Source organism: Pseudoflavonifractor sp. SW1122 (assembly GCF_012027765.1).
Classification (GTDB): domain Bacteria; phylum Bacillota; class Clostridia; order Oscillospirales; family Oscillospiraceae; genus Enterenecus; species Enterenecus faecium.
Window position 1 is genome coordinate 1 of the sequence record NZ_SJOS01000061.1, and the last position, 15,038, is coordinate 15,038.

Genomic DNA, 15,038 nt, shown 5'->3' on the forward strand with positions numbered 1-15,038 from the left:
CTCGTACACCGCCACGGTGCCGGACACCTCACAGGCGGCCAGCAGTATGGGCTGCCCCGTGGGGCTCTGCTGGGCGGTGAGGAAGGCCAGGCCCTCGGGGGCCACGTCGCCGCCGGTGACCCACTTGTCCAGCTCTCCGTCCTCGTACACCTCAGAGCCGGGGACGATGGAGCCGAAGTCCCGGGAGTTGACATAGTTGACGTAGGTCACGGCGCTGGGGTCGGTGACGTCGTACACCATCACGCCGCCGGTGCGCTCCAGAGCCACAAAGGCGTAGGTCTTGCCATCCACCACGCCCACGGTGACGCTCTCCGCCTCGGGGCCCTTCTTGCCGGAGCGGTCGTCCAGGGCGGCGTTGTCGTTGGAGGTGTTGAAGTAGTCGGGGAAGTAGCGGGCGGTGAGGGACTCAAAGTCGTCCCCGCTGGTGAACACTTCTTGGATGCCGTCCTCGGTCACGGCGTAGAGGGTGAAGGAGCGGCCACCGAACAGGTAGTCTTTGGAGGAATCCAGGCCGTCATAGCCCTTGGCGCTCTCGGTTTTGCTCTCCTCGCCGAAGTACACCACTTTTCCGCTGATTTCACCCTCGGCGATGTTGCCAGCGGGGGAGGCGGTGCCCTTCTTGGCCTCGTTTTCGTTGAGGTAGTCCCCCCACTCCCGGCTGTCGCCCTCATTGGCGCACACCAGGTAGGTCACCCCGTCCACCTCATAGGCGGCGATGCCGTCGGGCATGCGGATGCCCAGCACATTCTCATAGGTCTGGGGATTGTAGGCCTCGTCCCCCTTGTCCAGGTCCACGGGGGTGACGGAGTAGTCCTCAAAGCCGCAGGAGTAGATGCCGGTGAAGGTGCGGGTGGTGAGGTCCAGCACGGCGATGGCGTTGGCCTCCTGCAAGGTCACATAGGCCTTGCCGCCGGACACGGCGATGTACTCCGGCTCCAGGTCGGTGGAGGGGTTGGAGCCCTGCTTTAAGATGATGTGGTTGGCGGTGAGCTGGGAGCGCTGGGCATCGAAGGTGTCAAAGGTGACCACCTGGGCGGTGCCGGTGGCCACATCCACCACGGACACAGAGCCCTTGGGGTCGATTGCGTCGGCGGAGTAGCCCATGCGGGGCTCGCCCTCGTCGGCGGAGAGAACGGTGTTGTCATCGGCAAAGGTGACCATGTCCGGCTGCACGCCCACTTCCACCAGCTTGGCCAGGGTCAGAGAGCCGTCGGCGTTGCAGGTAAACAGGGCCACCCGGCCAGCGTCGGCATATCCGGCGGCCTGGAGGGCGGCGGCCAGGGTGGAGCCGTCAGGGGAGACGGCCACAGAGGTCATGTCACCGTAGGCAAAGGTGGGGTCGGTCTCCTCCACCATGGCCTTGATGTCGATGTCATTGCCGTCCAGCAGGTCCACGGTGTCCTTCTCCTCCAGGGTCTTGAGGGGAATGGCGGTGAGCAGGCCGGACTGGCCGTTGACGGCGTAGGCCCAGCCGGTGGCGGCGTTGTAGGAGACAATCTCCATGACGCCTCCGTCCACGTTGAACTCCCCGGAGGTATATCCGGCGATCTTGGTCACGTCCAGCTGGGAAGCGCCGTTCTCCTCGCCCTGGGTCTGTGCGCCGCCGTCGGTGTTCTTGGTGACGGTGAAGTGGTCGATGGGGGTGGAGTCGGGGGTCTCGCTGTCCCCGCTGAGGTTGTACACGTTCACGGTGATGGTGTTCCCCTCCACGTCAAACAGGGCGTAGCTGGGGCTGTAGTCCTGGTTCCACTCCTGGTTGCCCAGGGGCAGGTTGCCCTCCAGGTAGGCCTGAGAGCCGGTCTCGCCGTTGGCCAGCACCGGGTAGTCCACATTGTTGGCCTTGTCCACGGACTGGAAGGGGGTATAGTACTGCATGTCAGAGGCACAGTTTCCAGTGAGGTAGATGGTGCCGTCGGGGTCATAGAAGGTATCCAGGGCCTCGGCGTTGCGCTGTCCGCCCTTGAGGACATAGCTGCGGGAGTACACATGGTCGTGGCCGCCCAGAACAAAGTCCACGTCGAAGTCGTCCATCAGGGTCTCAAACCCGGCATCCACATAGTTCTCAATGTCCGAGTCGGCGGCATGCTTGGCCACGGTCTGGGTGGACTTGTGGTGGGTGACGATGAGCCAGTCATACTGGCCCGCATACGCCTGGGTGGCGCTGGTGAGGGTGCGGCGGAAGTTCTCCACCATGGCCTCGGCCTCGGAGTTGTCACGGGTGGCGCTGGGCACGCTGGCGTTGTCCCCGTTTTCCCCCTCCAGGTCGTCGTTGCCGCCGGGGTAGGCGCCGGTGTTCAGGGTGACAAAGAGCACATTGTTGTAGAGATAGTAGTAGTTGCCCTTCGTCTCCATCTCCCGGCGCTCGGTGAAGTCGTACTGACCGTCGGCGTTGGGGGTGACACCGTTGCTGCTACTGTGATTGGCGATTTCCTCGGCGGTGGCCTGGATGTAGTTGCCGTGGCTCTGGCTGGTGCCGCTGTTCTGGCCCCGGAAGGTGGTCTTCACCTGTTCCAGCAGGGTGTCGGAGCCCAGCAGGCCGTCCTGGGCCACTTCCATCTGGTTGGGCAGATTAAAGTGGTCGGCAAACATGTAGTGGCGGTCGTGGTTGCCCACGGCGGGGGCGTAGGCGATGGAGGTCATCTCCTCAGGGGCAAAGAAGGCCTCGTACTCGCTGGACTTGCCCCAGCTCTGGTCCTCCACCTGGTCACCGGCGGACACCATCAGGGTGGCCCCAGCCTGGCCCACCACCTCCATCATCTTGGCCCATCCGGTCTGGTTGGAGCCGTCTGCGGAGTTCCAGCCGCCGTCGTTGTGGGACTGGTCCTCTTTGATCTGGGGGTCACTGGTGAAGGCGAAGGTGAAGTTGTCCGCCTGGGGGGTGGTGTAGGTATAGACTTGGGACCAGGTCTGGCCCCCGTCGTTGGAAATGCGGTATTCGTAGCGGGTGCCGGGCTCCAGGCCGGACACGGTGGCCTTGCACACCATCTTGCCCGTGTCGGTGTACTTGCTCTCGTCCACCTTGGTGGGGGTGGTGAGCTCGGACACCGTGGCCTCCACCACCCGGCCATCCCCCAGGGCGATCTGGGCAGCTCTGGTGCCGTCGGGAGCGTACCAGTTGAGGTTGATGGATGCAGTGGTTTCGCCGGGCTGAATGGTCAGGCTGTCCACGTCAAAGCCTGCGGTGGAGCCCCACAGGGCGGTGTTGGGGGTCTCCTGGGCGGCCAGGGCCAGGGGGTACATCCCCGTGAGCAGCGCGGCGCTGAGTGCCACGCTGGCCAGCTTTGTGTACCGCTTTTTCATATGTGTTGTTTCCTCCTTAATGATTCCAATTCTCGCAGATGGAATTATAAGGGAAGCCTGCAAATGGTGCTATCGGACAAAGGTATGAATCATGTAAAGAGATTGTCAAAAAAGAGGCCGTGCAGACGACTCTGCATGGCCTCTCAGCGTTAAGATAACTTTTGTTTCAGTTGATAGAGCAGGTTCAGCGCCTCGATGGGGGTGAGGGTGTCCACAGCGGTGTTCCGCAAGGTCTCCAGCACCTCGCCGCCGGTGAGATCCCCCAGGGTCATCTGTTCCTGGGCGGGGGCGGAGACGGCACCCACCGGGGCCACCGCCCCCTGGCTCTCCAGCTGGGCCAGAATTTCCCGGGCCCGGGCAATGACGGGATTGGGCACCCCCGCCAGCTTGGCCACCTCGATGCCATAGCTCTGGTCGGCCCCGCCGGGGATAATTTTGCGCAGGAAGACAATGTCGTCCTTCCGCTTTTTCACCGCGATGTGGAAGTTGTGGATCCCCTCCAGCTCCTGCTCCACGGCGGTGAGCTCATGGTAGTGGGTGGCAAACAGGGTCTTGGCCCCCAGCTTTTTGGCCTCGGCGCAGTATTCCAGCACCGCCCGGGCGATGGACATGCCGTCATAGGTGGAGGTGCCCCGGCCGATCTCGTCCAGAATGAGCAGGGAGTGGCGGGTGGCGTTGGAGAGCAGCTGGGCCACCTCGCTCATCTCCACCATGAAGGTGGACTGTCCGGCGGCCAGGTCGTCGGAGGCCCCGATGCGGGTGAACACCCGGTCCACCACCCCGATGTGGGCGGAGCGGGCGGGGACATAGCAGCCCATCTGGGCCATGAGCACAATGAGGGCCACCTGGCGCATGTAGGTGGATTTACCTGCCATATTGGGGCCGGTGATGATGGACAGACGGTGCTCGTTTTCGTCCATGTGGGTGTCGTTGGGCACGAAGAGGGTGTCTTTCAGGGTGTGCTCCACCACCGGGTGGCGGCCCTCCTGGATGTCAATGACCCCGCTCTCGTCCACCACCGGGCGGCAGTAGTTTCGCTCCACTGCCACCGTGGCAAAGGAGAGAAGCACGTCCAGCTGGGCCACGCTGCCCGCGGCCCGCTGCACCTCCCGCACCCGGGCGGACACCGTGTCCCGCAGCTGGCAGAACAGCTGGTACTCCAGGGCGGTGATGCGGGTCTGGGCGGAGAGAATCTCGTGCTCCAGGTCCTTGAGCTCGGGGGTGATGAACCGCTCGCAGTTGACCAGGGTTTGCTTGCGGATGTAGTCCTCGGGCACCAGGTCGTAGTTGGACTTGGACACCTCGATGTAGTAGCCGAACACCTTATTATAGCGCACCTTCAGGCTCTTGATGCCGGTGCGCTCCTTTTCCCGGCTCTCCAGAGCAATCACCATATCCGCCCCGTTGGTGAGGATGTCCCGCAGGTGGTCCACCTGCTCGTCGTAGCCGGGGCGGATGAAGTCGCCCTCGCGGATGGTGAAGGGGAGTCGGTGGTCGTCGTCCTCGTCCCGGATGGCCCCATCAATGGCCTGTTGCAGGTCCTCCAGGCCCAGCATGCCGTCCTTGATGCCCTCCATGGCCCGGCCCGTCAGGGCCTCCAGCTGGGCGGCCAGGGCGGGGAGCATCCCCAGGCCCTGGGCCAGGGCCTTCATGTCCCGAGCATTGGCGGAGCCGTAGCCCACCTTGCCGATGAGCCGCTCCAGATCGGGCACCTGGCGCAGGGCGTGGCCCAGCTCCTCCCGGGCCACCAGGTTGTCCACCAGGGCGGCCACCCCGTCCTGACGGCGGGTGATGGCCAGGGGGGAGCGCAGGGGCCGCTCCAGCCAGGCGCGAATCATCCGGTGGCCCATGGGGGTGCGGGTGCGGTCCAGCACCCACAGCAGGGAGCCCTTCTTGTCCTTGCTGCGCATGGTCTCGGTGAGCTCCAGGTTGCGCCGGGCGGTGAGGTCCAGCTCCATGTACAGCCGCTGGTCGGGCTGCTCCACCACCAGGGGGCCCAGGTGGGTGAGGTCGGTCTTCTGGGTCTGGGTCAGGTATCCGGCCAGAGCCCCTGCGGCCTGGTAACAGGCCAGGTCTTGCTCCGGCAGCGGAGCCCCCGTCTCCCACAGCCCGCACACCTCCAGGGCGGACCCGGCGGCCTGGGGGTCAAACTGCTCCTCCGTTCCTGTCTGGCACAGGCAGTCCAGCCGCTGGCGCAAGAACTCCACCAGTTCCCGCTGTGCGGCGGCCTGGGGGGAGAGAATGGCCTCGCTGGGGGGACAGGCGGAGAGCTGGTTGCACAGATGGGGCAGCCAGTCGGTGCCGGAGAAGGGGGTGGTGTGGAATTGTCCGGTGGACACGTCGCACACCGCCATACCCGCCCGGTCCCCATCCAGGTACACGCAGCAGATGTAGTTGTTGTTGTTCTCGTCCAGCATCACGTCGTCCATGGCGGTGCCGGGGGTGACGATGCGCACGATGTCCCGTTCCACCAGGCCCTTGGCGGTGGCGGGGTCCTCCATCTGCTCGCAGATGGCCACCTTATAGCCCCGCTTGATAAGCCGGGCGATGTAGTTCTGGGCGGAGTGGTAGGGCACCCCGCACATGGGGGTGCGCTCCTCCTCCGGCTTGTTGCGGTCCCGGGTGGTGAGGGTGAGGCCCAGCTCCTGGGCGCCGATCTTGGCGTCGTCCTGGAACATCTCGTAAAAGTCCCCCAACCGGAAGAAAAGCAGGCAATCGGGATTGTCCTGCTTCATTTTGATATATTGTTTCATCATGGGGGTGAGTTCCGCCATGGAGTGCACGACCTTTCTATTTGTTGTTGCGGGGCAATCAGCCAGGTATCTTGATACGTTCCCCGTCTCAGGCTTGCCAGCCTAGGGACGCGCTCCGCTGGGCCCGATTTCTCAGCGATGAGAAATCGGGGAAAGAATCGCCAAAGGCGGGGCCTTCCCCCGCCTTGTGGAATCCACCCCGCGGTACTGGGTGGGCGTGTCAATGCAGTTCTGGAAGGGCTGGACACAAAAAGACCTTGAAAATTGCCGCATTTCTTGGATTGATGGGCGTAGGGGAGGGGCTTGCCCCTCCCGAATTTCCCAGGGCAATGCCAGGGTAGCCACGGGCCGGGCAAGCCACGGCCCCTACCACAGCGCAACAGGATAGTGCGGCAGAAACTTTCGGCGGCGGGAACGCTGCTTTTCCAAGGTAGGCCCGGGTATGGAAACCGCCCAGCTGTAGGGCCAGCTACCCAGGGTGGCCTGGTGTGGTGGCACAAATAGGGGCCACGGCAAGGGTCACGGGCCGAACAACAGCTTGACGCAGGTCCAGCCTCGTACCCAAAGGGAGGTCCTTAGGGGGAACGCCCTAAGTGGCTTTTCGTCCATTTTGGCCACTCAAAATGGACCCCAGCGGAGCGTCCCTGCCGGGGGCGCAAATTTGCGTCTGAGAAATATGAGAAGAGGAAAGTCCCTAGAGGGGAGACTTACCCCTCGAAATTGGTGATTACATATACATATCGGATGTTTTCCACATCCGCACTGGGACGCAGCATCGCCGAGCGGCTGATGCCGTCGGCCTCTGTCTCGATGCTCTCCACCTGGCCCACCAGCAGGCCGCCGGGGTACTTGCCCCCCAGCCCCGAGGTGGTCACCTGGTCGCCGCTGATGAGCTGGGCGTCCTGGGGGATATAGGTCATGCGCAGCTTGCCTTCGCCCATGAGAGTAAAATCCCCCTGGGCCATGGCACTGTCGTCGGTGCGGGCCACCCGCACCCCCAGCTCCATGCCGGGGTCCAGCAGGGTGTCCACCAGAGCCCAGTTGGTGCCCACTTCCTTCACCACGCCCACCAGATTGCCGTATTGGTCGATGACGCAGTCGCCCGCCTCCACCTCCTGGCCGCTGCCCACGCTGATGGTGATCTGGTTGGCCCAGTTGGTGGTGGAACGCTGGATGACGGTGGCGGAGGCGTAGGTCCAGTCCGGGTGCTCCTGGGCCACCCCCAGCAGGGATTGCAGCCGCTCATTTTCCCGCAGGGCGTCCTGCCCCTCTCGCACCTGCTCCTCCAGTTCGGCCAGCTGCTCTTTCAGCCGCTCATTTTCCTCCAGCAGCTGGTCATATCCGGTGAGGCGGTCGTGCTGCCCCTGGAACCAGTTAGAGATGCCGGAGGTCAGCGACCCCACCGGGCGGGTAATGACCTGGAGGGCGTTGGTGATGGGGTTGGCCCCGGTGATGGCGGAGAGAATGGCCAGCAGAGCGGCCAGCAACACCGCCGCCACCACCAAAAGCCCTCCGTTGTTCCGGAAAAATCCCTTCATAGTATCTCCTGTCCTCAGTGGTCGGCCATCTGGAACAGGTCCAGACCGAAGCCCGCCAGAATCCGGCTCAGCCGGAAGATGGGCAGGCCCACCACGTTGAAATAGTCTCCTTCAATGCCGGACACCAGCATGGCGCCCAGGCCCTGGATGCCGTAGGCCCCAGCCTTGTCCATGGGCTCGCCGGTGGCGATGTAGTGGGAGATCTCCTCCGGCTCCAGCTCCCGGAAGGTGACGGTGGTGCACTCGTGCTGGGTCACCACCTGGTCTCCCTGGATGACGGTGAGTCCGGTGTAGACGTAGTGGCGGTTGCCGCTGAGGGCGGTGAGCATGGCAAAGGCCTCCCTCTGGTCGGCGGGCTTGCCCAGCACCGCCCCCTCCAGAGCCACCACCGTGTCGGCGGCGATGATGAGGTCGTCGGGGTCGGCGTGCCCGGCCACGGCCAGGGCCTTGCGCCGGGACAGCTCCTCCACCACCTGGGCGGGGGGCATGTGCTCCTCCACCGTCTCGTCCACCTCGGGGGAGGTGATTTTAAAGCCCCGCAGCCCCATCTGGCCCAGCAGCTCTTTCCGCCGGGGGGACTGGGATGCCAAGATGATATCCATGTTGAATGGTTCCTCCTAACAATTATTCCACGTCTCTGTAGTAGAGACCTCGGGTGTAGGACGCGGGGGCAGCGTCCCCCACGCCCTGATAACGCCGCACCATGTCCACCACGGTGCGGGCGTCCTCGGTGGTAAACAGCAGTTGCAGCCCGGACACCCCGACCCGGAGATAGTCCCCGGACTTGTCCGCCAAAAAGAGGGTGTCGGCGTTGAAAATCTCGTTGCGGCAGCCCCAGGCCTTGAGGACCGGGAAGCCCACCCCTCGGCGGTCGGTGAGGGTGTTGCCGTTGCCGCAGCAGCACTGGCCCGCCCCCGCCTTCATGGCGCAGTTCTCGGTAATCATCAGGGGCAGGCGGCCATAGGCCAGCAGCTCCACGGGCAGGGTCTTGGACAGGTCCCGAATCTGGGCCAGCTTCAGCTCAAAGGATGCGGTGAGAGAGGCAAGGCCCAGGGAGCGGTATTCCTCCACCCCGTGGCTGTTGAACACCTGGAGGCCGTAGTCTCCGTGGAGGGTGAAGCCCAAATCCCGGGCCACGTCCAGCAATCCCAGGTTGCCCACCAGGGCATGGGAAATACCCAGCTCTTTGCACACGGTGAGCTGCTGGTTTAGGGTGTCCAACTCTCCGTCCCAGCAGATGCGGGGGAGTACCACCGCCGCCTGAATGCCGTGGGCGAGGATATCCGCCACCACTTGGGGGTGGTGGGCGGCCTCGTTTACGGGTAAGGCGATGCGGGCGGGCTGGGCCTCCAGCAGAGCCTCCGAGCACTGCTGGGCGCTGTGGAGGGTGACATAGAGGGCGGGAACTTCCGTGGAGTTTGCCACCTTGGGCAGGGGCTCATAGGGGAAGTGCCGCCGTTGGGGCAGCGCCGTCCGCTGTGCCGAGAGCTGCTCCACCGCGTCCCGGCGCAGGGCGTTGAGGGCGGAGCGAGGCAGGGACAGACCTGTTTCCACCTCCACCTGGTACTGATCAATGCGGTACGGGGTGCCTCCGGTCTTGGACAGCTGGGCCGCCACATCCTCTGCCTCCAGGGCACGAGTGCGGGCGGCCTCCGGGGCGGGCCCGGTGACGGTGACGGTGTGGCCGTCCTCATCGGTGAGGGTGAGGGAGGCGGGGGCGTCCGCCTGGATGGAGGCATTCAGGGTCACGGGGACCAGCTGGGTGGGCTTATCATACCCCGCCCGAGCGGCGGCAAACAACTCCTTGGGTTCCGGCTGCTGCTCCCGCACGCCGAACATGTGGGCGCCCTTGTCCCCCATAAAGTACCCGTCGGTGAAGCCCTGGCGGGAGAAGGCGGCGGTGAGCTGGGCCACCTCTTCCGCAGTGGGCTCCCGGCCCTCCCGCAGGGCGTCGGCGTACACCTTGGTGACCACCCATACATATTCCGGCCGCTTCATCCGGCCCTCGATTTTGGCGCAGGCCACCCCCATGTCCTGGAGCTGGTTTAGGTGTCCGGCCAGGGACATGTCCTTGAGGGACAGGGGATAGCGGTCTGCCCTGCCCTTCCAGCCGTAGCTGAGGCGGCAGGGCTGGGCGCACAAACCACGGTTGCCGCTGCGGCCACCCAGCACCGAGGAGAAGAAACACTGTCCCGAGTAGCACATGCACAGAGCGCCGTGGACAAAGGTCTCAATCTCAATGGGGGAGTGGGCGCAGATGTAGGAGATCTCCTTGGCGGACAGCTCCCGGGACAGCACCGCCCGGGTGAGCCCCAAATCCGCGCAGCGTTTTACGCCGTCCAGGTTGTGAATGGTCATCTGGGTGGAGGCGTGGAGGTGCACGTCGGGGGCCACCTGACCCACCACCTGGAGAAGGCCCATGTCCTGCACCAGAATGGCGTCCACGCCCAGACTGGAGGCCTCCACCGCCACCTGGGCGGCCTGAGCCACTTCCCGGTCGGAGGCCAGGGTGTTGAGGGTGAGGTACACCTTCACCCCGTAGAGGTGGCACAGGTGGATGGCCTCCTCCAGCTCCTCCCGGTTGAAGTTGCGGGCGTTGCGGCGGGCGTTGAAGGGGCCGTAGCCCAGATACACGGCATCCGCCCCGGCGTAGACCGCCGCACGGACGGCCTCGGGACTGCCGGCAGGGGATAATATCTCCATCGTATTCCTCCGTATAAGGGGTTTTCCTTACTTCTTGACGTTCTTATCCTGGCGGGGATGCTTGGCCTGGTGCAGTTCCAGCTTCAGCTGGGCGTTCTCCTCCAGCAGGTCCTTGATCTGCTGGCGCAGGTTGGCGCTGGACACCTTGTCCTTGGCATACTGGTCGGCGATGTTCAGACAGGTGAGCAGGGCGCAGTCCAGCTGGCTGATTTCGGTGCCCTCCTGGGTCTGGCGCATCTGCTCGTTGACGAAGTCCGCCACGCGGCGTACGTAGTCCTCGCCCTCTTCCGCCAAAAGCGTATAGTTGTGTCCGGCTACGGTGACAGTGACACGATTTTGCATGGAAATTCCTCCTCGATTTTATCATTTCCAAGTACACAGCAGAATGCCTGCTGACATTTTTACAGCATAGCTACGATACCATGACAGCGAAGCTGGAATGGTATCATGCCATGTCTTTTCGGTTGCCCCGTTAGGGGCGAGAAAAACGGCAATAGGAATCTTGGTATAATAACCGTTTTGCGGTTATTATACCACAACGGTGGAAAAAAAGGAATGAAAAAACTCCCAGATGTCCAGAGTTTTTCCCGTTTTTTCTTGTGAGTTGGGTGACGCCAAAGGAGGCCTTGCGGGCTGGGAGATTTTGCGGTATGGTAGCATCAAGAAGAGGGAAAAGGGGGGAGACCATGGGCCGAGAGGAATTTCTAGAGCAGCTGTACCGGAGCATGTATGCCCCCCTGCTGCGCTACGCCCAATATGCCCTGGAGGGGGACGCCCTGCTGGCGGAGGAGGCGGTGCAGGAGGCCTTTGCCACCGCCTGGCGCAGAATCGATGTGCTCATGGCCAGCCCCAACCCCCAGGGCTGGATGATGGAGACCCTGAAACACGTCATCCAGGCCACCCGCAGGAGCCGGGACCGGGCCCGGTGGGCGGCCCAGGCGGCGGAGGAAGCCGGAGAGGTGGCAGCCACCGATGAGGAGAATTTGGACACCATCTACGGGGATTTGGTGGGCCAAGGGGCGTATGAACTGATGAAAGAGTACGCCTTGGAACACCAGAGTGTGGATGAGCTGGCCAGGGCCAGGGGTATCTCCCGGGAGGCCTGCAAAAAGCAGTTGCAGCGGGCCAGAAAAAAGCTGAAAAAATATTTTGAACAACAGCAGGAATAGGTGTCCCCCAAACAAGGAAATTTGACATATACCAAGTGAAAGGAGGAGCCAGGTATGCGAAAGTCCCGGGACGAGCTGGCCCGGATGGGCAGCGAAGAACTCAAAGAAATTCTGCGCCTGGATTCCCAAGGGGTGGAGGAATACCCCACCGAGGATATTTTGTACATGCTGGAGCTGATTGTCCACCGGGAGAAGACGCCGGAGGAGATTCAAGCGGAGACGGCGGCGGCCTGGAGCCGCTTTCAGCGGGACTATCTCCACCCAGAAGAGGAGCCCCAAGCCCCTGTACACACCGAAAAAGTACTGTGGTGGAAGCGGCTGCCCCGTGGCCTGGGGGCCACCGCCGCAGCGCTGGTTTTGGCGTTTGTGGGGATGCTCACCGCCCGGGCCGCCGGATGGGTGGGGGACGATCCCTTACAGGGCGTTCTGGACACCTACGGCGTCACCCAGGTGAAAGCCCCCACCTGGCTGCCCCGGGGGTGCCAGAGCCAGACCACGGAGCGGATTTATACCCTGGATCAGGTGTACTATCAGCTGAATACCACCTATGAATACCAGGGAAACACCATGGTTTTGGAGATTTCCAATGCAGATATCTCCCAAGCGGCCCTGGAAACCGTGGAAGGAACCGTGGAGCGCACCGAGATGTACGGACAGACCGTGTACATCCTGGAACATTCGGATGGCGTGACCGTGACGTGGCACAGCGGGCAGGTGGCCTGCTGCCTGGAAGGCCCCGAACCGGAGGTTTTAGTGAGAATGGCGGAATCCATGTTGGCGTAAGGTTTCCACATGGAAGAGAAGGGACGTGAGACCATGAAAAAGAGAATGACTGCCATCGAACAGGTACTGATGAAGGAGGTCCCCGTCTGTCGCCTGGCCTTTTGGGGACTGGTGGTGGCGTTTTGTGTTTCCTGCTGCATCAACCTGGTCCAGCTGGACCGGTGGAATGCCAGCCGGGAGCTGAGCTTGGCGGGCTCTTATTCCACCAATGCCTATTGGCGTTCGTATATTGTGTTTGACAAAAATGGGAATTACTGCAAATACAACCAGAAGGAGGGCCTGCTGGAGGAGGGCACCTATGAGGCGTCCGGGGGGAATCAGTACCATTTGGAGGGAAATGCAGGGGAAAGCGGAGACATTCTCCTGGTGAAAGATGGGGTATATTACACCTCTGAGGATGGTTCTCTCACCTATGCCTCCAAATTTTCCGATATTCCTACCTTTGTGGGCAATTGGACCCTGGAGTGGGAAGGCTGGTAAGAACGGACTAGGACACATGATTGTGGAGGTGAAGGAGTATGAAGAGCGAGAACAAACCTATGCGTGGATATGTGGCGGTCCTTGTGGTCTTTGCCCTGGTGGTGGTGGGCATCTTCGGCTACCGTGGCTACATCCACTACCGGGAGACCCACCCCGTTTGGCCCAGTGGTGAGCTGGGCGATCTCTGGGAGGAACTGGGGGAGACCCTGCCCCGGGACGCCACCATGGAGCAGCTGGAGGAGCGGGGATATCGGGACGTCACCCAAATCCAGCCCGAAGAGCTCCAGGAGGTTTCGGAGTTTCTGGACCCCACCAAAGAGACGGGGAAACGGCTTCTCATCCTGTCCAAGGACACCGAGGAAGAGGGCCCGGTGCTGCTGGTGTTGCAGCGCAGCCTCGCTGAGAAACTGGTGGCCCTGGACACCTATGTGGTGCAGGGGCAGTACTCCCTGAACCCGGGCACAAAGTACAAGATGAAGTGCGAACGAGTGGAGGAGGACGGCGTGACCCAGGTGTGGCTGCGTTGGCATCGGATCTGGTCCGATGAGCCGGAACAAGAGGACTACCTGCTCTACAGCTACCGCTCTGCCCAATGAGAGCGTGAATGCCTAACGGGGTTGCTGCATCTTCGGGATGCGGCAGCCCCGTTTGCCTGCATGCCGGGCCCCGGCCCAGCATAGCATTTCTCTGGAACCTGTGGTATACTGGGGAAAATCATAGACCCACAAGGAGGAAACCCACATGAAAGCAGTGGTGACCAGAGTGAAAAACGCCCGGGTGGAAATCGACGGGGCGGTAAACGGAGCCATTGACCAGGGCCTGTTGGTGCTGTTGGGCGTCGGCCCCGACGACACCCAGGCCACGGCGGACAAAATGGCGGATAAAGTGTGCGGCCTGCGGATTTTCGAGGACGAGGCCGGGAAAATGAACCGAAATTTGGAGACGGTGGGGGGCGCTCTGCTGGTGGTCAGCCAGTTCACCCTCTACGCCGACACCTCCTCCCGCCGCCCCGGCTTCTCCGGGGCCGCCAAGCCCGACCTGGCCATCCCCCTCTATGAGCGGTTCATGGACCAGTGCCGGGAGCGGGGCTTTACCGTGGAGCACGGGGAATTTGGGGCGGACATGCAGGTGTTCTCCCAAAATGACGGCCCGGTCACCATCCTGCTGGAGCTGTAAGGAGGGGAGTGTATGCCCACCATTCGACAACTTGACCCCCATGTGGCGGACCTCATCGCCGCCGGTGAGGTGGTGGAGCGACCCGCCTCGGTGGTGAAAGAGCTGATGGAAAACGCCATTGACGCCGGAGCGGGCGCCATCACTGTGGAGATCGCCCACGGGGGTATGGCCCTCATCCGCGTCACCGACGACGGCTGCGGCATCGCCCCTGACCAGTGCCAGACCGCCTTTCTCCGCCACGCCACCTCCAAGATCTCCTCGGAGTATGACCTGGAGGCCATCGGCACCCTGGGCTTCCGAGGGGAAGCTCTGGCCGCCATTGCGGCGGTGTCCCGGGTGGAATTGCTCACCAACCAGGGCCAGGGGCTGGGCACCGCCTTGTCTCTGGAAGGGGGCCAGGTGATGGAACAGGAGGAGGCGGGATGCCCCAAGGGTACCACCATGCTGGTGCGGGACCTGTTTTTTAACACCCCTGCCCGGCTGAAATTCATGAAGAAAGACTCCGCCGAGGGTGCGGCGGTGTTCGCTGTGGTGCAGCGGCTGGCCCTGTCCCACCCGGAGCTGTCGGTGAAGTTCATCCGGGACGGCAAGCAGGAACTGCTCACCCCCGGAGATGGACAGCTGAAAAGTGCCATTTACGCCGTGCTGGGCCGGGATTTGGCCCTGGGCTTTTTGCCGGTGAAGGGGTCCGGGGAGCACATGGAGATCTCCGGCTTTGTCTCCCTGCCCACCTGTTGCCGGGGCAGCCGCAGCTATCAGCACTTTTTCGTCAACGGACGGTACATCAAAAGCCGGGTGATGATGGCGGCCTTGGAGGAGGCCTACCGCAACCAGAAGATGGTGGGCAAGTTCCCGGGCTGTGTGCTCCACCTCACCGTGCGGCCCAATACCGTGGACGTGAACGTCCACCCCACCAAGACCGAGGTGAAGTTCCAAAACGAGCAGCAGGTGTTTTCCACCGTGTACCACGGGGTGCTGGCCGCGTTAAACGGGGACCAGAGCCGCCCCCAGGCGGTGGTGAAGTCGGTGCTGCCTCGCCAGGACACCGTGACCCCCAACCAGACCAGCCTCCACGACTTCACGGCGGTCACCGCATCTCATGGGACAGTCACGACGCCCCCGGCGGGCCGGCTCCT

Annotated in this window: 12 protein-coding genes; 6 read left to right on the plus strand and 6 right to left on the minus strand. The window is 62.9% G+C overall.

Annotated elements, in window-relative coordinates; all coding sequences use genetic code 11:
* From E0L15_RS10935 to E0L15_RS10960, 6 genes are all read right to left on the minus strand, one after another.
* Positions 1-3,300, minus strand: a 3,300-nt coding sequence (locus tag E0L15_RS10935) for a choice-of-anchor I family protein (protein WP_168125612.1), incomplete at its 3' end; no start/stop codon positions are given.
* 149 nt (positions 3,301-3,449) lie between these two features.
* Positions 3,450-6,074 carry a DNA mismatch repair protein MutS gene (gene mutS / locus E0L15_RS10940; protein WP_168125613.1) on the minus strand — a complete coding sequence of 875 codons (2,625 nt, stop codon included), beginning with the start codon at positions 6,072-6,074 and terminating at the stop codon, positions 3,450-3,452.
* A gap of 686 nt (positions 6,075-6,760) precedes the next feature.
* Positions 6,761-7,591 (minus strand): rod shape-determining protein MreC, encoded by an 831-nt coding sequence (mreC, locus tag E0L15_RS10945; RefSeq protein WP_168125614.1) that lies wholly within the window; start codon positions 7,589-7,591, stop codon positions 6,761-6,763.
* A 14-nt stretch (positions 7,592-7,605) separates the two neighbouring features.
* Positions 7,606-8,193, minus strand: a complete 588-nt coding sequence (locus tag E0L15_RS10950; RefSeq protein WP_168125615.1) for a Maf family protein — start codon at positions 8,191-8,193, stop codon at positions 7,606-7,608.
* A 22-nt stretch (positions 8,194-8,215) separates the two neighbouring features.
* A complete protein-coding gene (locus E0L15_RS10955) occupies positions 8,216-10,294 on the minus strand; it encodes a U32 family peptidase (protein ID WP_168125616.1) in 2,079 nt (692 codons plus the stop codon).
* Between the two features lie 27 nt (positions 10,295-10,321).
* Positions 10,322-10,636 carry a cell division protein ZapA gene (locus E0L15_RS10960; RefSeq protein WP_087370138.1) on the minus strand — a complete coding sequence of 105 codons (315 nt, stop codon included), beginning with the start codon at positions 10,634-10,636 and terminating at the stop codon, positions 10,322-10,324.
* A 344-nt stretch (positions 10,637-10,980) separates the two neighbouring features.
* Between E0L15_RS10960 and E0L15_RS10965 the strand changes: the two genes are divergently transcribed.
* From E0L15_RS10965 to mutL, 6 genes are all read left to right on the plus strand, one after another.
* The gene (locus E0L15_RS10965; RefSeq protein ID WP_168125617.1) at positions 10,981-11,463 is read left to right on the plus strand and encodes a sigma-70 family RNA polymerase sigma factor; all 483 of its coding nucleotides are present in this window, start codon (positions 10,981-10,983) and stop codon (positions 11,461-11,463) included.
* Between the two features lie 54 nt (positions 11,464-11,517).
* Complete coding sequence (locus E0L15_RS10970; RefSeq protein WP_168125618.1) at positions 11,518-12,246, plus strand: hypothetical protein; 729 nt, start codon at positions 11,518-11,520, stop codon at positions 12,244-12,246.
* 33 nt (positions 12,247-12,279) lie between these two features.
* Positions 12,280-12,726 carry a hypothetical protein gene (locus E0L15_RS10975; RefSeq protein ID WP_168125619.1) on the plus strand — a complete coding sequence of 149 codons (447 nt, stop codon included), beginning with the start codon at positions 12,280-12,282 and terminating at the stop codon, positions 12,724-12,726.
* Positions 12,727-12,764: 38 nt separating this feature from the next.
* A complete protein-coding gene (locus E0L15_RS10980) occupies positions 12,765-13,322 on the plus strand; it encodes a hypothetical protein (RefSeq protein WP_168125620.1) in 558 nt (185 codons plus the stop codon).
* A gap of 145 nt (positions 13,323-13,467) precedes the next feature.
* Positions 13,468-13,902, plus strand: coding sequence for a D-aminoacyl-tRNA deacylase (gene dtd / locus E0L15_RS10985; protein ID WP_168125621.1), 435 nt, complete (start codon positions 13,468-13,470; stop codon positions 13,900-13,902).
* Positions 13,903-13,914: 12 nt separating this feature from the next.
* The coding region (gene mutL / locus E0L15_RS10990; protein WP_168125622.1) for a DNA mismatch repair endonuclease MutL at positions 13,915-15,038 on the plus strand (1,124 nt) is incomplete at its 3' end.

Bases quoted from the DNA above. Each gene is read 5' to 3' on its own strand.
- mutS (WP_168125613.1), bottom strand. From the start codon at position 6,074: ATGGCGGAACTCACCCCCATGATGAAACAATATATCAAAATGAAGCAG.
- mreC (WP_168125614.1), bottom strand. From the start codon at position 7,591: ATGAAGGGATTTTTCCGGAACAACGGAGGGCTTTTGGTGGTGGCGGCG.
- E0L15_RS10950 (WP_168125615.1), bottom strand. From the start codon at position 8,193: ATGGATATCATCTTGGCATCCCAGTCCCCCCGGCGGAAAGAGCTGCTG.
- E0L15_RS10955 (WP_168125616.1), bottom strand. From the start codon at position 10,294: ATGGAGATATTATCCCCTGCCGGCAGTCCCGAGGCCGTCCGTGCGGCG.
- E0L15_RS10960 (WP_087370138.1), bottom strand. From the start codon at position 10,636: ATGCAAAATCGTGTCACTGTCACCGTAGCCGGACACAACTATACGCTT.
- E0L15_RS10965 (WP_168125617.1), top strand. From the start codon at position 10,981: ATGGGCCGAGAGGAATTTCTAGAGCAGCTGTACCGGAGCATGTATGCC.
- E0L15_RS10970 (WP_168125618.1), top strand. From the start codon at position 11,518: ATGCGAAAGTCCCGGGACGAGCTGGCCCGGATGGGCAGCGAAGAACTC.
- E0L15_RS10975 (WP_168125619.1), top strand. From the start codon at position 12,280: ATGAAAAAGAGAATGACTGCCATCGAACAGGTACTGATGAAGGAGGTC.
- E0L15_RS10980 (WP_168125620.1), top strand. From the start codon at position 12,765: ATGAAGAGCGAGAACAAACCTATGCGTGGATATGTGGCGGTCCTTGTG.
- dtd (WP_168125621.1), top strand. From the start codon at position 13,468: ATGAAAGCAGTGGTGACCAGAGTGAAAAACGCCCGGGTGGAAATCGAC.